Origin of the sequence: Moritella sp. Urea-trap-13 (genome assembly GCF_002836355.1) — a bacterium.
Lineage (GTDB): Bacteria > Pseudomonadota > Gammaproteobacteria > Enterobacterales > Moritellaceae > Moritella.
Genome location: NZ_PJCA01000001.1, coordinates 101059 through 122368, shown reverse-complemented (window position 1 = coordinate 122368; position 21310 = coordinate 101059). Strand labels below are relative to the sequence as shown.

Sequence of the window (21310 nt, the reverse complement as noted above, 5' to 3'; positions counted from 1 at the left end):
GACGGTATCATTAAAAATTATGGAATTATGACAATGTGGAAAAAGCTCGAACCTTATAAATCATCAATCATACTATTAACCGCTTTAGTCATCGGTGGGGCAATCGGTATTTACTTACCCGATTTCGCACTGACGCTAAAACCAATTGGTCAGATATTTTTAAACCTGCTATTCATGATCATTGTACCGCTAGTTAGTGTCAGCGTTATGTCATCGATTGCTAGTATGACTGATTTGAAGAAGCTCGGTAAAATGCTCGGTATTATTCTAGTCGTTTCAATTATGATGGCAATTATCCCTGCTGTCAGCATTGTTGGTCTAGCATCTATCTTTGATCCTGCACAAGGTGTAACACTTGAATTAGCTAAGGACTTTACCGCAGAAGCTGGCAAGATTGACTTCGCAAGTATGCTAACAACCAATGACTTTGTTGGTCTGCTGTCTAAGTCTAATATCCTCGCCCTTATTGTTATGTCGATTATCGCTGGTATCGCGATTGGTCAATCAGGTGAAAGCGGCAAGAAAATTGCTGACCTGCTTAACAGCCTAAACGAAGTTATCATGAAAGTGGTTTCTATCATCATGGTTGGTGCGCCGGTTGGTCTTGGTGCATATTTCGCGTCAACAATGGCGAGTCAAGATCCTGAGCTGCTAGTGACTTTTGCTCGAGCGATTGGTTTATTCTTTGCTGCTACCGCTATTTACTTTGTGGTTGGCTCTACCTTTTACTCATGGATTGGCGGCGGCACCAACGCTGTACGCGCTTTCTGGAAAAATGCCTTTGAACCGTCAGCTACCGCTTTAGGTACTTGTTCTTCATTAGGCACATTACCAGTAAACATTCGTGCAGCTAAAAATATGGGCATCAAAGATGACATCGTCGATATTTGTTTACCACTACTAGCAAACCTTAATAAAGGTGGTGTGGCGATGATTGCGGCACTGAAAATTGTATTCATCTACGCCGTGTTAGGGCTTGAATTTACCCCTGAAGTATTCTTCATCACTATCGTTATTTCAGTATTATCGGCAATCATTGTCGGTGGTGTACCTGGTGGCGCATTCTTAGGTGAGATATTCATTGTTACCTCACTGGGTCTGCCAATCGAATGTATCCCAATCCTAGTCGTTATTGGTGCTATTACCGATGCACCAGCAACCATGCTTAACGTTGTGAATGACTTAAACGCAACACAAATTGTAGAACGTTTCATGAAACGCGGCGAAAAATTAGAAACTCAATCTCAAACCAACTTACAACAAGCTTAAGAAGAGAATTATTATGTCTACAAATAAAATGAGTACATTATTAGTAACGGCTGGTCGTTCAAAAAAATTCGGACAAGGCTCTGTTAACCCTGTGATCCAACGCGCATCATCTTTGGTATTTGATTCTGTAAAAGCGAAAAAATTCGCGACAGCTAATCGTGCTAAAGGCGAGTTGTTCTATGGACGTCGTGGCACCATCACGCACTTCTCTTTGCAAGAAGCGATGGTTGAATTGGAAGGCGGTGCCGGTTGTGCATTATATCCATGTGGCGCTGCTGCAGTGACTAATTCTATTTTAGCGTTTGTCGAAGCGGGTGATCATGTATTGATGACTGGCGCAGCTTATGAGCCGACACAAGATTTTTGTAATATCATCCTAAAAGATTTGAATGTCAGCACGACGTACTACAATCCAATGATTGGCGCTGAGATTGCTGAATTGATCCAACCGACCACTAAAGTGGTGTTCTTGGAATCGCCAAGCTCAGTGACAATGGAAGTGCAAGATATTCCATCAATGGTTAACGCGATCCGCGCCGTTAATCCTGAAATAATTATCATGATTGATAACACTTGGGCGGCAGGTATTTTGTTTAAAGCCCTTGAGCACGACATCGATATTTCTATCCAAGCGGGTACTAAATATATTGTTGGTCATTCCGATGCAATGTTAGGTACCGCTGTTTCTAATGCGCGCTGTTGGGACCGTCTTCGCGAACGTTCATATTTAATGGGACAAATGGTTGACGCCGATACAGCTTATGTCGCGTCTCGCGGTCTTCGCACTATGGGTGTGCGTTTGAAACAACATCAGCAGAGCAGTATTAAGATTGCCAACTGGTTAAGTGAACGCCCAGAAGTAGAGCGTGTTAATCATCCGGAATTACCAAGCTGTAAAGGTCATGAATTCTATAAGCGCGACTTTAACGGTTGTAACGGCTTATTCTCATTCATTCTGAAAGAGCGTTTATCTGATGAGCAAGTGGCAGCATACTTAGATAACTTCAAACACTTTAGTATGGCTTATTCATGGGGCGGCTATGAGTCTTTGGTTCTTGCTAATCAGCCTGAGGAACTTGATGCCATTCGCCCTGCAGGCGGTGTCGATTTCTCCGGTACGCTGATACGTTTACACATTGGCTTAGAAGATGCCGAGGATTTAATTGAAGATCTGATCGCTGGATTTCAGCGTATTGAATCTTAATTACTCAGTTCGATAGATTCCCCTGCTTCCTTGTGAGGCAAGGGATCTAAAACGTATAGATCATCATTAAATCATTTTTATTAAATACATGTTAATAAAACACTTTTTATAAAAATGTTAATAAAACATTGTGAATCGCAGTGTTAATAAAATAGTCAGGATATTATGAAAACAATTATTCATTCAGAACAAGTACCAGCAGCTATCGGCCCTTTCTCACATGGCACAGCCTTTGCGGGACTGATTTTTACCTCAGGGCAACTTCCTGTGAATAAAGGCACTGGTGCTGTGGTTGCTGGCGGTATTGTTGAGCAAAGTAAGCAGTCGCTAGAAAACCTAAATCAGGTTCTGCTTGCTGGTGGCGGCGATTTGAGTACGGTTTTAAAAACGACTTGTTTCCTTGCTGATATCAGCGATTTTGCGCAGTTCAATGAAGTTTACCAAAGCTTTTTCAATACTGATTGTCCGGCACGTAGCTGCTTTGCAGTTAAAGATTTACCGTTAGGGGTAAAAGTCGAAGTTGAAGCGATTGCCCACGTAAAATAATAACCACAACCTTTATTTTATTAAGCCGGCATGTGTCGGCTTTTTTGTGTCCAAAAAACCAAATTAATCAAGTTGACTACATAGGTGATATGACCCTATTGCTAACTGTTTATGATAAGAGACTTGTTTCAAATGATAATTCTGGTATAGATCTATCATTAGATGGTGATGGATAAATTAAATTATTTAGGGTTAGGATGTTTAAAAAAATAATAAAAATACTATTTCGGTTTCTTATAATTTTAATCGTTGCAGGGATTAGCGGCCATCTATATTGGTCAAAGCCACTGCAAAACTACCCTGTGCTCGATATTAAGATACAAACACTATTGCAGGACAAAGTAAAAGAGACGTCTGGATTAGCTCAGTTTGGTGGTCAAACCTGGACTGTCAATGATAGCGGTGATGGTTCTAATTTATACCAAGTCAATCAATATACTGGTGAAGTAATCAAACAAGTTCATGTCGATGACGTGATGAGTTATGACTGGGAAGAGTTAGCGCAGTCTGCAGGCCGTCTTTTTGTTATGGATTGTGGTGATAATCATGGTACTCGTGATAGTCGCAGCATTATTAATATTGATACTGACACGTTAATGCGAGCTGATGATGGCGAGACTATTGCAGCAGTTAATACCACGCGTTTTTCAATGGCGGATGAGCCTGAAGAAGAATTAACCAGTTATATGCATGATTATGATTGTGAAGCCTCGACAGTGGTAGGTGAAGAGTTATGGGTGCTAAGTAAAAATTGGTCCAATCTAGAAAGTCGCTTATATCGACTTGATCTGGTCGATATTAATAAGCACGGAGCGACAGACCGAGTCATTGAAGTGATCCCGGCGCAAACATTGAATGTTGATGGCTTGATCACGGCTGCAGATTATAATGCTGCCACTGGTCAGCTAGTGCTGCTTGGTTACGATAGCAGCTTAATTTATAAACATCCTTTTATTTGGATTATTCCGATTGAAAACAAGGTGTTGAACTGGGATGCTGCAAGACGCTTTAATCTCGCGCCTTACGGGCAATGGGAGAGCATCCTTTGGCAAAGTGAGAATGAATTATTACTTACCGCTGAAGCTAGCTGGGGGACTGCTGCTCGCGTAGGGATTGTGGCATTAAGTTCGTTAGCAGTATTAGATTAATATCGCGTAAAGGAGTATTCTACTAGCGAAAGTTACCGATTTGAGTTCGATATAGTAGCGGAAATACCACCACCATAGGGGTATAATCCTGCTCATTAAATAGTGCTCAGTAATTAACAGATTAGCTAGGCGCAGTATGCAAGACGATTTAAAAGACTTATTAGCAAACAATTTATTAGCAAACGATGTAAGCGATGAGCAACATCAATACCAAGACTTGATTGCTGTTTTTAACCACACGTTTTCAAGCGAATTTAATACCCGATTAGTGAAAGGCGATGATGAACCTATTTACATGCCAGCTAATACTGATTTTGAACAATATGTAAGTTGTGCTTATCATCGTATTATTTTTGCTCATGGTTTTTTTGCCAGTGGTATGCATGAGATTTCACATTGGTTAGTCGCGGGATTAGCGCGTCATCAATTAGTTGATTTTGGTTACTGGTATATTGCTGATGGGCGTAATGCGCAACAGCAAGCTGAATTTGAAAAAGTAGAGATCGTGCCGCAAGCGATTGAATGGATTATTTGTGTTACCGCTGGATTTACGTTCCGCGTCAGTGCCGATAATTTGGCTGATATTGTCATTGACCGATTGGCTTTTCAACACAAGATCCACAAGCAAGTACAAACATATTTAGCAAACGGTTTATCAACGCGCACGCAAGCCTTGGTTAATGCATTACAGGCATTTTATAATACTAAGCCGCTGACATTAGCAGATTTTGATTATCGAGGAATGTATGAATGTGAAGCCGTTTAAACTGGGTGTTATTGTTAATCCAATTGCTGGCGTTGGTGGCAGCGTAGCATTAAAAGGCAGTGATAATGTTGCCCAACAAGCACTGAATTTAGGTGCTATACCGCAAGCCAATCATCGTATGTTACAAGCATTAGGTCAGTTTGCTGATCTTGCTCAGCGCTTTAGCGTGGTGACCGCGGGTGGTGAAATGGGCGAGCGTTGCAGTTTAGAGCTAGGCCTTAATGTTACAGTAGCTTATCGACCTGCCAATGACATGACCACAGAACAAGATACTTATGCCGCAGTTGAAGCATTATTAGCACAAGACATCGACTTATTATTGTTTGCTGGTGGCGATGGTACTGCGCGTAATATTTGCGCGACGATAAACGATGTTGTGCCGGTATTAGGTGTCCCTGCAGGCTGTAAGATCCATTCCGGCGTTTATGGTGTCACCCCCAAAGCTGCAGGTTGTGTGGTTCGTCGATTGATTTTAGGCGAACTGGTTACCTTGGCGGATGCCGACGTGATGGATATTGATGAAGTCGCATTTCGTCAAGGCACAGTAAAAGCTAAGCGCTATGGCGAGATGATGGTACCGAGCGATTTACGTTATGTACAAAGCGTAAAAATGGGCGGGATTGAATCAGACGAACTCGTGCTTACCGACATAGCTGCTGATGTCATGGCAGATATGGAAGATGAATATTATATTATGGGTTCTGGGTCAACGGTGGCATTCACCATGGCTGAATTAGGACTAGATAATACCTTATTAGGTGTTGATGTTGTACATCAGCATGAATTGATTGCTGCGGACCAAACGGCAGCGCAGTTATTGGCGTTGACGCAAGATAAACCCTGTAAATTAGTCATTACTTTAATTGGTGGTCAGGGGCATATTTTTGGTCGTGGTAATCAACAACTGTCGCCGCAGTTGATTAAACAAATCGGTAAAGAAAATATTATTGTGTTGGCAACCAAAACTAAGTTGTCGGCATTAGCAGGACGCCCCTTAATCGTAGACACGGGGGATGTTGAATTAGACCAAGCATTATCAGGTTTTATTCGTGTAACCACAGGTTATCGTGATTACATCATGTATCGTGTCGCCAACCCAGAATATGAGGATTAATCATTGTCTAAACCTACTTATCAAAGCAAGCTAATGGAAAAGCTTGATGGATTTGTAGAACAAGGAACGTCGGATCAACTATTTGCGGCTGAATATTTACACGGCCATGTCACTTTTGCTACGGCGAAGTGCGAAAATATAGGTAAAATCTATCCCCACGACATTAAGTTTCAGGTCGTACACAGTCTACGCGATGCACTTGTTGCTAATGAGTTAACTCCTCAGAAACAAGCGCTGGTACTGGGCATGTGGGATGATATCAATAAACATTGATATTCGATTAAATGATTATGATTAATCAGGCCGTTTTAACGGCTATTATCACCGATTAAAGTGGCTTATCATTTTAAACCAGTAATCTGATTACTGGTTTTTTTGTGCCTGTCATAAACCTAAGCTCATGCGTTAGTATGAGCTAGATCTGATAACCATAAACATTTTTATATTAAATGTAATTTAATTTCAAATTAGTATTTCACAAGAATATTATTCATCTACAAACACTTAGCTGTAATTAAAAAATGATTTCTGCGGTATTCCTACTGACTGAGAACGTTTCACATTTGGATGTTAATGTTTATTGTTTAATTATTTACGCTGTATAAATTTGGGTTTTAACTTGTTGTTAGAACTAAAGTTTAACATTACCTCTAAACGCCATTGATTCCACTTACTTATTTCATCTGGTTGTACCTGTTGTTTTTTTACGTTATAACTTTTCTGCACTCCAATCGAGACAGGTTGTCATTATGAGTGCGCAATTTTGCGATAACTTAATGGTATTTCGATCATTAAACTAGTTGGCGATAACTTAACAATAAAGGATTAACTATGTTAAAAAAAACTCGGATTTTACTTCCTGTCTTAGCTGGAGCCTTATGCTTCATGGTTGCACCTGTACAAGCGGATACCACGGGGAAAACTAAATACCCGGTAGTATTAGTGCATGGCTTAGCAGGGTTTGATAGTGTGTTAGCTGATTACTTTTATGGTGTGAAAGGGGCATTAGCCGATGTTGGCGCGACAGACGTGTATACGCCACAAGTCAGTGGTTATGATACCAGTGAAGTACGTGGTGAGCAGTTACTGAGTTATTTAGAGCAACTGAGAGCGGTGACGGGGGCTGAGAAGTTTAACTTAATTGGGCACTCTCAAGGTGGGATTGATTCACGTTATGTGGCGTCAGTACGACCTGAATTGGTCGCATCAGTCACGTCGGTGGGTTCTCCGCATCGTGGTTCTGGTACCGCAGATGTAATTAAAGATTCACCATTAGAAGGCCCGGCAATGGCTATTGGTAATGCAGTCGCCAGCTTACTCGCTGTTGCTACTGGCAATAGTGATAACGCTGTAAATGCGATGGGTTCTCTAGAAGCATTGAACTCTAAAGATGCGGCTATTTTTAATGCTAAATATCCTGAAGGTTTAAGACAGGGCGAGTGTAAAGTCACACCGAGTTATAATGCTGGTTCGTGGTGGTGGCCAAACTGGGTTTATGATTATTCAGTCAATGACGGCGATCATAAGGTGAATGATGTAGCTTATTATTCATGGGGCGGTACCTATAACCCTGTGTTCAACTCTAATGTTCTGGATCTTGCTGACGGTTTATTAGCGGTGACTTACTTAACGATAGATGAAGCCAATGATGGTGTTGTTGGACGCTGTTCTACGCATTTAGGTAAAGTGATCCGTGATGATTACACCATGAATCACGCCGATGAAATTAACGGCATGTTTGGTTTACGCGGCCTAGGTAGTACTAGCCCTTTACCTTTATATGCGGCACATGCGAAGCGTTTAACCAACGCTGGGCTGTAAATTAGCTATTTTAACATGTGGTAAGCACTGTGGATTTATCACGGTGCTACTATTTATAGTGTTTATTTAAAGTAGATAGCTATTCATCATGATTAGCTATCTACAGAATTTAGTTAGATGGAGACTGTCATGTCGTTTAAATCAACACCGCTTATTATTGCTACTGCGTTATCTGGGGTTATTGCGGTTGCGGGCTGGGTACTCTTTTTATCGTCAGACGATGCGCAATCCATCGCCACAAAACCAGCGTCGCCACTTTTATCGCCAATAGCGGCATCAAAAATAGTCACCTCGCAAATAGCAAAGCAGCAGGTTAGCTATCCATTAACACCTGAAGCCATCAATGCCTTGGTTAATCAGGGTGATGATGTGCTTGCTGAAAATACAGATCAACAAGCAGTGCCGTTGTTACTGCCAAGCTCATTATTAGGCTCCGCGTTGCCACTCATGCTTGATGTTAATGAGTTTGGTGATTTAATTATTAATAAAAAAATTCAGCACCTATTCGATTTTTATCTCTCGGCAATGGGCGAGGAAAGTTTAGATATTATCGTTACTCGTATTAAACATAGCCTGACATCGCAACTTGTTGATCCTGCATTGATTCAAGGTATGGATATATTTTCGGGTTATTTACAATATTTAAATCAAGTGACAGCAATCAAGCAGCAATTTGAGTTGGAATTTGAGCCTGTATTTGAGCAAAGTATCGATGGTATAAATAACAGTGAATATGCGTTAGAGAACGTGATTCAGGTGCGTGAAATGGTGCTTGATGCGCGAACAACTTTTTTGGATGATGATGTTATTGCGGCTTTTTTTGGTCAAGCCGATGAGTATGAAGGCTATATGCTAAGGTTGGCGGCGATTAATCAAAACAAGGCATTAACTGATACTGAGAAACAAGTCGCGCAAGCCGAACTTGATACCACAGCGCCGGAGTGGTTATTAGCACAACAGCATACCGCCAATCAACTCAATCAATATCGCGAGCAGTATCAGACTTTGCAAACACAAGGGGCGAGTCAGGCAGAACTACAAAATTTTACTCAACAATCATTTTCGCCAGCAGTGGCTGACCGTTTAGTTGCATTGGATGTGAAGCGTCAGCAGTGGCAGGTAAAGTTAGCTGAATATAGAGAAGAGTTGGCTGTTATTACTAATAACGCGGCTGATGAGAACAGCGATAGTGAGCAACAACAGCTCGAAATTGCGCAATTACGGGAGGCTTACTTCAGCCCCCAAGAAATTAAACGCGTTAGTGCCTTAGATGGTATCGACAGTACTCGTCGTAGCAGCACCCTTAGTAACAACAGTATCAGTGAGACTAACAGCATTAGTGCTCACACCACTGCGTTGTAATACCACCATAGAACGACCAGCTAATTGATAGTGATCGTTTACATTCAATGGTGCTAGGTGCATTGAACTAGTATCACAAACTCGGTGCCAAATTGGCGGTACATCAGGCAGTTTAAAATCGACAGGAGTATCGATTTGGTTGAATAACAATAATAATTCATCGCCATCCGTGTTCAGACCTAAGTGTAGGCCTAAGCTGCTTTGATGTTCCCAGTCATGTTGTTGCATCACTTCGCCATTACTGCAGTACCAGCTGATTCGGTGATCATTACGTCCATCGCCGGTAAACGCGGCAATGAATGGCAGCATATATTGTTTACGCGCTGCGATCATCTTGCTTAACCAATCTTGGAATTCTTGTTTTAATTCGTCCATCTGCCAGTTTAGCCAGCTGATTGCATTATCCTGACAGTAAGCATTGTTGTTACCACCTTGAGTATGAGATACGGTATCCGCAGCCAACATATGTGGTATGCCAAAACTAAACAGTAAAGTGGTGATCAAATTACGCTTTTGTTTTTCACGAAAGGCGATAATTTCGACATTACCGGTTACTCCTTCAATACCACAATTGTATGAGCGGTTATCGCCATGGCCATCACGATTATTTTCGCCATTAGCACAATTATGTTTATCGTTGTAAGACACTAAGTCTTGCAGGGTAAAGCCATCATGGTAAGCAATATAATTGACTGGCAGTTTATGTGGCCAGCGGCTGCCACTGAAGAAGTGACGAGAGCCCATAATTCGAGTGGCAAAATCTTTTAAGTAACCGTGGTCGCCACGCCAAAAGCTGCGCACTGTATCGCGGAATTTATCGTTACATTCGTTCCAACCATCAGGGAAATAACCTAACTGATAGCCATCAGGGCCAATATCCCAAGGTTCAGCGATAAGTTTAGTCGGCTGTAAAATAGGGTCTTGGGCAACAGCGTGGAAAAAAGGTGCTTGTTGGTTGAAGCGATCGCCTTTACGGCCGAGTGTGGCGGCTAAATCAAAACGGAAACCGTCAATATGATATTCACTTACCCAATAACGCAAGCTGTCCATGACTAAATTAAGGCTAGCTTGGTGAGTCAAATCTAAACTATTGCCACAACCAGTGTAGTTGCGTAGGCCATTTTCATCCCGTAAGTAATAACGATGGTCGAGCGCTTTAAGATTGAATATTGGTCCATCTTGGCCACCTTCTGCGGTATGGTTAAAGACCACATCTAAAATAACTTCGATGCCGTTCTTATGCAGCTCTCTGATCGCAGTTTTTAATTCTGTGACCGCATCAACAGTCGCGTAACGCGGATCGGGAGCCATGAATGCGAGCGTACTGTAACCCCAAAAATTAACTCCTTGTTGATTTAATAAGTGCGGTTCGTGCATACATACGGCAACAGGCAGGAGCTGTACACTGGTAATACCTTGTTGTTTTAATAAGGTGATATTGACAGGGTCTGCTAATGCTTGATAACTACCTGGTGCAGCGGAGGTGATCGCGGGATTTAATTGGCTAAAGCCTTTGGTATGGGTTTCTAATAAAATTGTTTCAGCCAACGGTACATCTGGCTGCGGTACACCTTGCCAATCAAAAACATTGTCGGTAACTAGCGCTTTGGCCAGGTGCCAACTTTTTTCGGCACTGTACGGTGGTTTGTAATAAGGTGCTTTGCTGACGGCCTTTGCGTAAGGGTCGAGCAACAACCAATCTTGACCATCTATATTGCTTGAAAAACCATATTCTTGTCCGGCGCTAATATCACTAATGAAAATATGATGCACACCGGCATATTTGTTGTCGATAGTAAAACTGCGCTGTGTTTTGCCATTAAATAAGACCAGCTGCAAGCTAGCACAGTCCGGTGCATATATCGCAAAGTTACAGCCTTGTGGTTTTAAGCTGTTCGCAGGCTGCAAGTTTGCACCCAGGGGGTAAGATTTTGACATAAATCACTCACACTTAGTTTGTTAGCTAGGTCACATTTATAGGTTATCTTCATCTTATGTAATTCAGATCGTTAAAGGAGCTTTTACACGAATAAACATGATCCAGTTAACACTAAAGTTATACTTTTTGGTTAAAAAATAGGTAGCAGGGTAATAAAAAATGCCTGTTAGCGAAAACTAACAAGCATTGGAGTGATTGAATAATTTATTGTTTGTGCTTAATTAACGCTTGTAATGCTGTGCTTTCATATCTTCTTTGGTGATGAAACCGTCGCCGTTTGAATCTAATTTATCAAAGTATTGGTTCATTTCTTCTTTAGAAACTTTACCATCGTTATTGGTGTCCATTTGCTTGAACATCATGCCTCGATGATTTTTACCTTTATGATGCTTACCTTTATTTTTCATATCAGCTTTAGTGATGAAACCATCGTTGTCAGTATCGAATTTATCAAAGTTTTCAGCTAGACGACCAGTGGCTTCGTCTTTTGATATTTTACCATCGTTGTTGGTGTCCATTGCGGCAAATTTTTCGCCTTGATGATGTTTACCTTTGTTTGGCAAATCTGCTTTGCTAACGAAACCATTGTTGTCAGTATCGAATTTATCAAAGTTTTCAGCTAGACGACCAGTGGCTTCTTCTTTTGACACTTGACCATCTTGGTTGGTATCCATTTGTTCAAAAGACATATGGTTACCTTGCTTGTTATGGTTATCTGCATAAGCAAACGTCGTAGTAGTCATCGCTGTTAATAAGGCTGCGGTAATAAAGAATGTCTTTTTCATAATAATCTCACTTGTTGCTGGTTGTTAGTCTTAAACAAGATTAACTCACCGTGAGTTAACCTGTTGATGGAGTAACTATAAGCAACAAATGCGCAGGAATTATGGAGGAAATGTGGAGATTACCCATAATATTAAAAAAGACCAAAATAATTACAGCGTAAAGCGATAGCCAACCCCATAAATGGATTTGATGTATTCATTGTCCGGTGCTGCATCTTGTAATTTTTTGCGCAAATTTTTAATGTGACTATCAATGGTGCGGTCGGTGACCAAACGATGATCAGCATAAATCTTTTGCATCAGTTGGTCGCGATTAAATACTTGACCTGAATGTTGGTTAAAAAAGCTTAATAGACGAAATTCTGCGGGCGTTAAAGTCAGTTCATTATTGTCAAACGTGGCTTTCATTTGTTCATCATTAATCACGAGGCCATGTTGTGCTGACGCAGCGGTAACTTCGACAGTACGGCGTAATACGTTTTTGATCCGTGCGACCACTTCACGGGGGCTGTATGGCTTGCAGATATAATCATCGGCGCCGAGTTCTAGACCTAATAAACGATCTATTTCATCCACCCGCGCAGTTGCCATCACCACGGGTACTTGGCTAAAGGTGCGCAATTCACGGTAGATATCTAAGCCGTCACGATAGGGCAGCATTAAATCCAGAATAAGCAGATCAGGGTTGTGTTGCTTCACCCAGTCAATCACCTCAAGGCCATTATCAATGATGTGGGTTTGGAATCCAGCTTGCGCTAGGTATTCACATAAAACAATGGCCAGTGACGGCTCATCTTCAACCACGAGTATTGTTTTTTCTGACTGTGTCATGGATTAATTGTCCTTAATCGGAAGAGATATAGTTATTTTTAAGCCGCCAAGTTCAGAGTGCTGGGCACTGATCTTGCCATGATGCATTTTGACGATGTTTTCACAAATGGATAAACCTAAACCGGAGCCACCATTAGCACGGCTGCGTGATTTATCGACGCGGTATAAGCGCTCAAACAGTTTGGGTAACGCGTCATCTGGCACGCCTGGGGCACTGTCTTCAATGGTTAATATTACCGCGACAGGTGTCTGCTGCAGGTTAATATTTATTTGCCCATTGGGGTTGGTATAGCGGTAACTGTTTTCAAATAAATTACCAATTAACTGTGCTATTGATTTGGCATCGGCGTGTAGTAACGTGCACTGATTGTGATCGTACAAGCGTTGTATGGCAATGTGTTTATCGGCTAAACGCACTTCATTTTGATTGGCAATATTATTGATGATATTAGTGATATCAACTTTGTGTGAAGTATCGATAAGCACGCCACTATCAGATAATGATAACGAATATAAATCATCGACTAAGCGGGTCAGGGTCATGACTTGATCGTGCAATGATCTTATATACCTTGGCTCGGGTTTACGGATACCGTCTTCAATGGCTTCTATTTCACTGAGCAACACCGCAATCGGGGTGCGCAGTTCATGAGAAATATCGGACAACCACTGTTCTCGAGCATGTTTCTGGACCTTGAGTTTAGTGGTTAATAAGTTAAAGGCGAGCGATAATTCGGCCAATTCATCTTTACCACGTATATCAATTTGATAATCAAAATTACCGTTAGATAATGATTTAGCGGCGTTATCTAAGTTTTTTAGTGGTTTTAAAAAATGACGTACTAATAATGCCGCGACAATGAATGAGAACAGCGCAGCCCAAGCTGCAATCCAATAAAAGTTGTCGAGTTGTTGTCTTAAGAAACGTTCGGCTAAATGGCCTTTAATATTTTCTCTTTGGATAATGGATAACCAGCCAATGGTTTGTCCATCTTGGGTGATTGCAACCTTGGTAATTTGGACATTGTCATGTAAGCGCTTTAAGTTTTTACGGTTACCAATAATGGATTGACCATTTACATCGAGTAAGTTAAGACGTACTTCGAGTCGGTTATAATTGGAACGGCTTTTTCTTGCTGCTGTATCAGCAATATCTTTTGGTTTTCTGGGGTGCTCGCCAATATTTCTTAACAGCTGTCGCCATAATTCAGGCTGTTGTTGTAGTTTGCGCCAGCCTTGATCTGCTGAGTAATAGTCACTGATATTTTCAGCCATGTTTTCAATTCGTTCGACTTCACTCTGGTTCAGGTAGCTTTGAAAGCCATTTTGAAAGCTGTTATTGATCAGCAATGCCATGCTTACCATCATTAGCATGCTAATGAGTATTAACGAGATAAACAATTTATGGAAAATGGTTAAACGCATTTCAATGACCTTTGGGTGAGGAATCGAGATCATTATACCCAAGCTACTTCAAAATGCACAATCAGCAAACTTACGGCTTGTTGTAGAAAGGAAAAAGTCCATACAAGGATGGACTTCAAATGGCTAAGATTCAGCTAACCAAGGCTGAGTTAATCAATATTAAGCGTAATGGTATTGCTAGTGATGAGGATCTCACTGTACTGAGTTGTCGCATGCTGTAATGACACCACTTCTGCCAACAGCTTTTGTTGCTGGTTTAAAATATAAATCGGCCCTGAATAACTGCAGGTATCAGAATTTATTTGCATGACTTGGCTGCTGGGATTCGGCGTAAAATCAGGGCCTAAAAATTTATCGTATTCTTTATAAATATTGATATTGCAGGGCTGGCCACTATTGGACGCTATCTGTAATTGCATGGTTGTTGATGCTTGATAGGTTAAAGCACTTGATGCATTAATATTGAATAAGCTGTTGTCATTACTTGCTGTTGGAATAAAGCTGTCTTCATCTTGAGTTAACTCTTGCTTAGGCCCGTCGACACTGGGGATGGCTGATGGTGTGTTGGATGGTGTGGCTGCGTTTCCTGATGGGGAGTCGCCACCACCACATGCAGAAATAGACATTGTCATCACAGTACAGATAAGTAGTTGTTGTTTAAAGTTCATAGCGATACCTACTGATATGTTTTATTGATAATCGGGTGATTAAACCAATCGACATTTTGCTGTCCGTCACTGAGAATAAAGTTAATAAAATCGGGATAAGCAATGGAGATATCGGTACCTTCATAGGCAGGAACCCACTGAGTGCCGACTTCTATCGCCCAAGGTAAATTACGGCCATCTCTGTATGTCTGCGAAGGAAGTGATCTGTCATCATACTGGCCAAAATAGCTGCTACTACCAAGGTCGGTGACAGGCTTGTCAGACAAATGAATTTCAAAAGCGCGACCAGGCATAGTACTACCGTAGAAATCATTGCGACTGCGATTGACACTACCAAAGATGAACGGGTCTAATGGCATCGTGGGCATTGCCGACTGGTCAATTGGGGTTGTTAATGGGATGGTGATATCGAATGTAAATAAATCGCTATTGGCACAACCTAGCTCTGTGCGATAGAAACTTAAGCCACAATTACTTTTTAGAAAGGTATGTTTTAGATTTTCGGTAATTATCACCACCGCATTAGTTTGGCCTTGCTCTAGGGGGGCTTCACCTTGTAATACCAGACCGTTATGACTGAGTTTAATCAGGCTTTCATTTATTTGTGAACGAGCGATACCAGGTAACTGAATAGCAAAACCATTCGAGTAATCAGCACCATAAGCGGCTAACTGTCCAGACACATCTATTCTGACGACCTTATTGCCTTGGATCACTTGTGAGACGCGATAATAAATCAATACATCATTAAAATCATAATCACCGACTTCTGGCCACATATCTTCGTAGGCTATGGTGACAAAATCATTTTTACTTGGGTAGTGTATATAAGTGGTATTAGCTGCGGTAATGTCTATTTGGTAATCTTCGACTTCACCATATACGTAACCGCCATTATTACTGGCATCTTCAATATTACCGACACGAAAGCGTGACCAACTTGCTCCCGCACTGGCATCATCTGGCACGCGGAAAAGTACATCATGACTGCCAGGCAATAGTTGTAAACCACTGATAGCATGTTCGTTGGCGTCATTGAAGTCACCATCGCGGTTCCAGTCAAACCAAGCATTGAGGTAACTCGTTGCGCCACCACCGATGACAACATTAACTTGACCATCTAAGCCAGGGACTAGACTGGTTTTGAATAACACCCCATCTTCATCATCAATACTGATGCTTTCATCTGAACTCGGATAAATTCTCGCATCGGACTCGGCATCGACACTCGCACCTAAAAAGTGGTTGTAGTAGTTAATCAAGTGACGAGCACCATTATTAGCCAGTGTGGTGCCGTAAGAATCGGGTGCATCGCCGTAATCGGTATTCGAAGAAATCACTGGCGCATTAGCACAGCGAGCGCCGTCATTACTGTTGGTTGGTGACGCTTGTGCAAAATACACCGTAGCACCGGAAATATTATTTGGATCGGTAATATCGGTACGATAAATATTACCGTCATTGTTACGGACAAAATAAAGGTTACCTAATATATCGAAATAAGCGGCGCCAAACGCACTTCCGGGAGCGGTGAAACCGGTGTTTGCGACGACGCTTGCTGAGCCATCGGTTGGGTTTATACGATAGAGATCACCACTGGCACTTTCCACTGCGTAGATGTTGCCATCGATTGGGTGAAAGGCAAAGTCGGCAATGCCCATGTTTTGATTAGCGCCGTCAATTTTGTTGATCGTGAGGTATCCAGCATCGCTGGCATCCAACGAGGTATAGAAAAGGCCAGTATTTTTGCGGTAAAAATAATAGTTATTATTGTAAATATCACCGACATAAAAATTATTCGTGGGCGGATTAGTAAAAGGTAATACGGTGGCTTTAAAGTCACGGTCAAATTTGACTAGCGCTAATTTTTGTTTATTGAAGCCATAAATATAACGGTCAGTTTCGTTAAAAGCGACAGCGTTTATGATGTCAGTTCCGAGGTTATCGTCAACTTGGATCGTGTTCACCGCACCTGTTGATAAATCGACAGACTTATAGTGGGTGGCATTATTGTTGTATTGCGAGAGAAATGCCTCAGTAGGGCAAAGGTCAAAAGGCGCCGCGTAGAGTAAATGAGGTGTCGCCACATAAAATAACAGTGAGACGAATATATAACGTAGATAGGCTAGTTTTATCATATTCTCATTCCTCGGTCCTTGGATATGTATTCTGATGTGTGCCTTAGTTGTATTGCATATCTTAAGCCAATTGTAATTTAATTTTAAAAACAAAGGTTTACATATTCATATTCCGCGGCACTCGCAAATTGCAACGCAGAATGATAATCAAATTGCAGGTGTACTTATTTTTTGAGGTATTGTGTTTACTGAAGTTCCTGTGGTGCGGAGTTACACATTTTTGTTTATCATACCTACAAAGTGTGACTAACTTCATTATTTACAGACCTGCCCAGTGATTCAATTACAATACTAAGCCTTATTAGTGTGACTCGCTTCATAATTGATATTCTCTCCTCTCTTCGTATCCTCTTTTACATAATTACAAGGGGTTGATTTAATTATTGTTAATTACTTTATTATGGTGGGAAATATTTAATTTTCAATTTATGTGTTGTAACAATAATTAGCAACGAAGGAAACATATTATATGAACAAAATGTCAATGCAGCGCCTAATTTTAGGAATTGCGGTGCCTAGTTTACTTGCGGTGAGTTGTTCTGCTTATGCAGAGGTTGAACGTTTTCGCTACCAAAGCGAGATCAGTTATCGACTGGACGCCGTAGATGTTTTTAGGATGCGTAACGCTATTCCTGACGTAGATGTGCGTAAAACACTTAAACCTTTAATAGGTATAACTTTTTATAGCCAGAACGCATTTATTAGCGCGCTGAAAAAAGAACTTGATGATGAAATTGTTAACCAATACCAGTTGATGTTGTTGGAAAAATCACAACAGCAGGGTCAGGATTTAGCAATTGATGTGTTAAGTGATGATATCATTCATATTGCCTATAAAGCTCAGCCGAAAGACACCGCTTTACCCACGACTGAACTGATCAATACCGCGAAACTAAATGGTACCGTTAAGCTAAATAAAGTCTCAGATGGCTTTACGACGAAAAATCTTCAAGTGACCGTTAATGCTCAAAATTTATGTGTCTCCGTGACATCCTTCAAGCAAGGAAAGCTTACTGACGTTTGTCCCGATAAGGAACATAGCTTTACTTTGCTTTCGCAAGGCGACTATCAGCTTAATGGCTTGGGCCAGGAGTTTCATTCCCCAGGTAAGCTAAACAGCAACTGGCTTGGCTTTAAGCGCCAAGGCGGTAATAAAATGGAAGGCTATGAGGGCGGAGCAACAGGTAATACTCAATTCCCTATCCTGTACGCCACTAATCCTAAGCAGCAAAATTATGCCCTGTATCTCGATACCATCTATGCGGCTAACTGGGATTTCATGGAAACACCTTGGAAGGTTTCGGTATCACAGGGCAAACCGAGCTTTTTATTGATGGCGGGTGAGGGGTTACCTGAACTTAGGCAGCAATATATGAAGTTGGTGGGCAACCCATTAGTTCCACCACGTAAAATGTTTGGTATGTGGCTGTCGGAATACGGTTTTGATAACTGGCAGGAGATGGATGACAAACTGAAAACCTTAAAACAGCAAGCATTTCCGATCGACGGGGTTGTCATGGATTTACAGTGGTTCGGTAATGTCGAAAGTTACAGTTCAACTAGTCAGATGGGGACCTTAACTTGGGATGTTAAAAACTTCCCTGAGCCGGAAAAGAAAATACAATCATTGAAAGATCAAGGCATTGGTATGATGCTGATTGAGGAGTCTTATGTCAGTGAGGGACTAGATGAGCATCAGGCTCTGGATGATAAAGGTTATTTAATAAAAGATCCGAAAACAGGTAAAGCGATCGATACGGATCCTAACGACCTTGGCCATTGGTGGGGTAAAGGCGGTATGATTGACTGGACTAATGTTGCTGGTGGTGATTATTGGCATGACTGGAAACGAGTTCCTTTGATTGAGATGGGTGTAATAGGGCACTGGACTGATCTTGGTGAGCCTGAGATGTATAATGCAGAGGGCGTCTTCCTCGGAAATAAACCGCATAGCGATGTTCACAATATATTTAACTATAAATGGTTAGAAAGCATCTATCAGGGCTATCAGCGTAATAAAACGGAGGTTCGTCCGTTTATGATGTCGCGATCTGGCGCGCCGGGGATCCAGCGTTTTGGCGCGACAATGTGGTCGGCTGACATAGGGACTAACCTGCAAAGCTTATCTAGCCAATTTAGTATGCAGCCTAATATGGTGTTATCTGGCATTGATTATTACAGTTCAGATGTTGGTGGTTTCCACCGCGGAGCATTAAAAGCACGTTCAAGTGAGCGCGAAGCTGCGCTCAATGAAACTTATACTCAGTGGTTTGCTTACAGCTCGTTGTTTGAAGTGCCAGTTCGCCCGCACACTGAAAACTTGTGTAACTGTAAGGAAACTGCACCGGATCGAGTCGGCGATCTAGCCAGTAATAAAGCCAGTATCGAGCTGCGCTATCAGTTGATCCCTTATCTCTACTCACTTGCCCATCGGGCTAATAACTCAGCAGAGCCAGTGTTCCCGTCAATGGATTATTACTATGGTAATGATCCGCAGGCCGTGAATCTACCAGGTCAAAAGATGATGGGTAAAGATTTGCTCGGTGCGGGCATTGCCAAAATGGGACAAAAGGTGATGGATCTATATCTACCTGCGGGTAAGTGGTATGACTACCGTACCGGCGAGATGACTGTCAGTAAAGGCGAATGGCGTAAGCAGTTACCGGTTTATCACAACAGCGTGATCCGTTTACCTTTGTTTGCCCGTGATGGTGCCATTATCCCGGTGAACTCTCAGCAGAAAATGCCGCTAACCAGTGATGTGCCTTTAACCTTAGCTGCGAAAGTTTACGGTACGCAAGGTACTTTCATTCTGTATGAGGACGATGGTGCCAGCAATGCTTATTTGAAAGGGGAACTGAGACAGACAAGCCTGACAACCCGCGAAATAGAAGAAGGATTGTTGCTTACTGTTGAAGCAAAAGGCGATTATCAGAATGCACCTGCAGCACGTCCTCTTTCTATTGCGTGGTACGGCATTGAAGGTAAAGTGAAGGCTATTGAGTTGAATGGCAGCGTTATCTCCGACTGGACGCAGCAAGATGGTGTTGTGAGCGTTAGTACAACAGATTTACCAGTGAACAATAAAACTGAGCTTAAGTTAGTTATAGATTAATTATTCAGCTAATTTTACTGTAAAAATAAAGGCACGCCGTAGTTAAGCGGGGTGTCTTTATTTATCCTTACCGCTTTAATACCCCCCAATTAATACAGTAAAGTGATATTAATCTGAGGCAGATAGGGCTTTATCTTGCTCCTTAAACTGCGCTTAAAGATATCCATTCAATACCAATTTCTGCTTGATGTCTGCGACGTGTTCTATCAGGATTTCATTCAAGTGATAAATTCCGACTGTGCCAATCTGACCGTCTTGGGCTAACGGTAGGGGGACTATGTCTGCCTGTGAAAAGTAATCTACCATGCTCAGCGGATAGGGCATAATTGCCGTTGTTGAGCTAAGAATATCTATACTTGCGGTCAATGAGTTGATCTCGTAAACAATACGCTCTGATACTTTTTTTCGCTCCCTTTCTAGCTGTTTTGGTTGTGGGTTCTCAACTAAATGCTGATAATCGTCTGAATCTGGTGTTACTTGTAACAAAGGGTATCGCTCTAGATCTGTTTCTCGCCACTGATTAACAAGCAAAGGGTGAGAATGATGGACAAACAACGCTTCTTTATCTTGCAGAAGAGGAATAAATGTGACATCGCAGCGCCGCGATAAGCCAACAATTTCATGACCGACAAACAGGTCTATTTTACCGTGTATGAGCATATCCATCAGCTTTAGATGGTTACCGAATTCAAGCTGAATCGAGATAGAAGGATTGTCTTCACTATATTGCTGAAGCGATTTTTTAACAAATACCTCCCACCAAGCATCACCTGTGCCCATCTTGATTTTCTCAGTTTTTCTTTCTTTCAGGTCTGCCATTTTGTGTAACAGTGAATCATGGCGACGTTGCAGCTCGAGTGCTTGTTCTTGCAATAATTTTCCATATTCAGTTAGTTCAACCCCTTTTGATCTGCGGATAAACAAGGGGACATCAAAGCTAGCTTCGAGCTTTTTAATATTATTTGTTAGTGTTGGCTGGCTGAGACCCAACTGGCTGGCTGCAAGACTGATATTACTCAGTTCGGCGACGACAAGAAATTGTTTGTAGCTTTTATCCATAACGTAATGACTATGCGGCTGAAAAAGTTTGTCGACAAGTATCACACTTATTGAATTTGCAGGGAATCCTGAACTGTTGAAACTTGTGATTTCGATCTCTTTAATCACTGCTGATATAGG

The 21310-nt window shown here is 41.7% G+C and carries 17 protein-coding genes; 10 read left to right on the top strand and 7 right to left on the bottom strand.

Going from position 1 to position 21310, the window contains the following annotated elements:
• Positions 1–33: 33 nt before the first annotated feature.
• The 9 genes from CXF93_RS00495 (at position 34) to CXF93_RS00455 (ending at position 9230) form a co-directional block, all read left to right on the top strand.
• The gene (locus CXF93_RS00495) at positions 34–1269 is read left to right on the top strand and encodes a dicarboxylate/amino acid:cation symporter (protein ID WP_101060326.1); all 1236 of its coding nucleotides are present in this window, start codon (positions 34–36) and stop codon (positions 1267–1269) included.
• A 13-nt stretch (positions 1270–1282) separates the two neighbouring features.
• Entirely contained in the window at positions 1283–2473 is a 1191-nt protein-coding gene (gene metC, locus CXF93_RS00490; protein WP_101060325.1) for a cystathionine beta-lyase, read from the top strand.
• 165 nt (positions 2474–2638) lie between these two features.
• On the top strand, positions 2639–3019 hold the full coding sequence (locus CXF93_RS00485) for a Rid family detoxifying hydrolase (protein WP_101060323.1): 381 nt from the start codon (positions 2639–2641) through the stop codon (positions 3017–3019).
• A 329-nt stretch (positions 3020–3348) separates the two neighbouring features.
• Entirely contained in the window at positions 3349–4167 is an 819-nt protein-coding gene (locus CXF93_RS00480) for a hypothetical protein (RefSeq protein ID WP_232784041.1), read from the top strand.
• Between the two features lie 136 nt (positions 4168–4303).
• The gene (locus CXF93_RS00475; RefSeq protein WP_101060319.1) at positions 4304–4933 is read left to right on the top strand and encodes an elongation factor P hydroxylase; all 630 of its coding nucleotides are present in this window, start codon (positions 4304–4306) and stop codon (positions 4931–4933) included.
• Positions 4914–6047, top strand: a complete 1134-nt coding sequence (locus CXF93_RS00470) for an ATP-NAD kinase family protein (RefSeq protein WP_101060317.1) — start codon at positions 4914–4916, stop codon at positions 6045–6047. Before CXF93_RS00475 ends, CXF93_RS00470 begins: the two co-directional genes overlap by 20 nt.
• Positions 6048–6050: 3 nt before the next feature.
• On the top strand, positions 6051–6320 hold the full coding sequence (locus CXF93_RS00465; protein WP_017220888.1) for a YfcL family protein: 270 nt from the start codon (positions 6051–6053) through the stop codon (positions 6318–6320).
• Positions 6321–6878: 558 nt separating this feature from the next.
• Positions 6879–7868 carry a triacylglycerol lipase gene (locus tag CXF93_RS00460; RefSeq protein ID WP_101060315.1) on the top strand — a complete coding sequence of 330 codons (990 nt, stop codon included), beginning with the start codon at positions 6879–6881 and terminating at the stop codon, positions 7866–7868.
• A 129-nt stretch (positions 7869–7997) separates the two neighbouring features.
• The gene (locus tag CXF93_RS00455; protein WP_101060313.1) at positions 7998–9230 is read left to right on the top strand and encodes a lipase secretion chaperone; all 1233 of its coding nucleotides are present in this window, start codon (positions 7998–8000) and stop codon (positions 9228–9230) included.
• On the opposite strand, the gene glgX is transcribed toward CXF93_RS00455, so the two are convergent.
• The 6 genes from glgX to CXF93_RS00425 form a co-directional block, all read right to left on the bottom strand.
• Positions 9135–11168 carry a glycogen debranching protein GlgX gene (glgX, locus tag CXF93_RS00450; protein ID WP_101060311.1) on the bottom strand — a complete coding sequence of 678 codons (2034 nt, stop codon included), beginning with the start codon at positions 11166–11168 and terminating at the stop codon, positions 9135–9137. The two genes, CXF93_RS00455 and glgX, sit on opposite strands and share 96 nt — an antisense overlap.
• Positions 11169–11390: 222 nt before the next feature.
• Complete coding sequence (locus CXF93_RS00445) at positions 11391–11954, bottom strand: EF-hand domain-containing protein (protein ID WP_101060309.1); 564 nt, start codon at positions 11952–11954, stop codon at positions 11391–11393.
• 150 nt (positions 11955–12104) lie between these two features.
• Entirely contained in the window at positions 12105–12785 is a 681-nt protein-coding gene (locus CXF93_RS00440; RefSeq protein WP_101060307.1) for a response regulator, read from the bottom strand.
• 3 nt (positions 12786–12788) lie between these two features.
• Complete coding sequence (locus CXF93_RS00435; protein WP_101060305.1) at positions 12789–14210, bottom strand: ATP-binding protein; 1422 nt, start codon at positions 14208–14210, stop codon at positions 12789–12791.
• 149 nt (positions 14211–14359) lie between these two features.
• Positions 14360–14878, bottom strand: coding sequence for a hypothetical protein (locus tag CXF93_RS00430; RefSeq protein WP_101060303.1), 519 nt, complete (start codon positions 14876–14878; stop codon positions 14360–14362).
• Positions 14879–14886: 8 nt separating this feature from the next.
• On the bottom strand, positions 14887–17016 hold the full coding sequence (locus CXF93_RS00425; protein ID WP_101060301.1) for an LruC domain-containing protein: 2130 nt from the start codon (positions 17014–17016) through the stop codon (positions 14887–14889).
• Positions 17017–17485: 469 nt separating this feature from the next.
• On the opposite strand from CXF93_RS00425, the gene CXF93_RS00420 reads away from it, so the two are divergent.
• Entirely contained in the window at positions 17486–20131 is a 2646-nt protein-coding gene (locus CXF93_RS00420) for a TIM-barrel domain-containing protein (RefSeq protein WP_101060299.1), read from the top strand.
• 153 nt (positions 20132–20284) lie between these two features.
• On the opposite strand, the gene CXF93_RS00415 is transcribed toward CXF93_RS00420, so the two are convergent.
• The gene (locus CXF93_RS00415; protein ID WP_101060688.1) at positions 20285–21190 is read right to left on the bottom strand and encodes a LysR family transcriptional regulator; all 906 of its coding nucleotides are present in this window, start codon (positions 21188–21190) and stop codon (positions 20285–20287) included.
• Positions 21191–21310: the final 120 nt, after the last annotated feature.

What these genes read in the sequence shown, in the direction of transcription:
- CXF93_RS00420 (WP_101060299.1), top strand. Translation starts at nt 17,486, where the DNA reads ATGAACAAAATGTCAATGCAGCGCCTAATTTTAGGAATTGCGGTGCCT.
- CXF93_RS00470 (WP_101060317.1), top strand. Translation starts at nt 4,914, where the DNA reads ATGAATGTGAAGCCGTTTAAACTGGGTGTTATTGTTAATCCAATTGCT.
- CXF93_RS00415 (WP_101060688.1), bottom strand. Translation starts at nt 21,190, where the DNA reads ATGGATAAAAGCTACAAACAATTTCTTGTCGTCGCCGAACTGAGTAAT.
- CXF93_RS00435 (WP_101060305.1), bottom strand. Translation starts at nt 14,210, where the DNA reads ATGCGTTTAACCATTTTCCATAAATTGTTTATCTCGTTAATACTCATT.
- CXF93_RS00455 (WP_101060313.1), top strand. Translation starts at nt 7,998, where the DNA reads ATGTCGTTTAAATCAACACCGCTTATTATTGCTACTGCGTTATCTGGG.
- CXF93_RS00475 (WP_101060319.1), top strand. Translation starts at nt 4,304, where the DNA reads ATGCAAGACGATTTAAAAGACTTATTAGCAAACAATTTATTAGCAAAC.
- CXF93_RS00495 (WP_101060326.1), top strand. Translation starts at nt 34, where the DNA reads ATGTGGAAAAAGCTCGAACCTTATAAATCATCAATCATACTATTAACC.
- CXF93_RS00460 (WP_101060315.1), top strand. Translation starts at nt 6,879, where the DNA reads ATGTTAAAAAAAACTCGGATTTTACTTCCTGTCTTAGCTGGAGCCTTA.
- CXF93_RS00425 (WP_101060301.1), bottom strand. Translation starts at nt 17,016, where the DNA reads ATGATAAAACTAGCCTATCTACGTTATATATTCGTCTCACTGTTATTT.
- metC (WP_101060325.1), top strand. Translation starts at nt 1,283, where the DNA reads ATGTCTACAAATAAAATGAGTACATTATTAGTAACGGCTGGTCGTTCA.
- CXF93_RS00485 (WP_101060323.1), top strand. Translation starts at nt 2,639, where the DNA reads ATGAAAACAATTATTCATTCAGAACAAGTACCAGCAGCTATCGGCCCT.
- glgX (WP_101060311.1), bottom strand. Translation starts at nt 11,168, where the DNA reads ATGTCAAAATCTTACCCCCTGGGTGCAAACTTGCAGCCTGCGAACAGC.
- CXF93_RS00445 (WP_101060309.1), bottom strand. Translation starts at nt 11,954, where the DNA reads ATGAAAAAGACATTCTTTATTACCGCAGCCTTATTAACAGCGATGACT.
- CXF93_RS00430 (WP_101060303.1), bottom strand. Translation starts at nt 14,878, where the DNA reads ATGAACTTTAAACAACAACTACTTATCTGTACTGTGATGACAATGTCT.
- CXF93_RS00440 (WP_101060307.1), bottom strand. Translation starts at nt 12,785, where the DNA reads ATGACACAGTCAGAAAAAACAATACTCGTGGTTGAAGATGAGCCGTCA.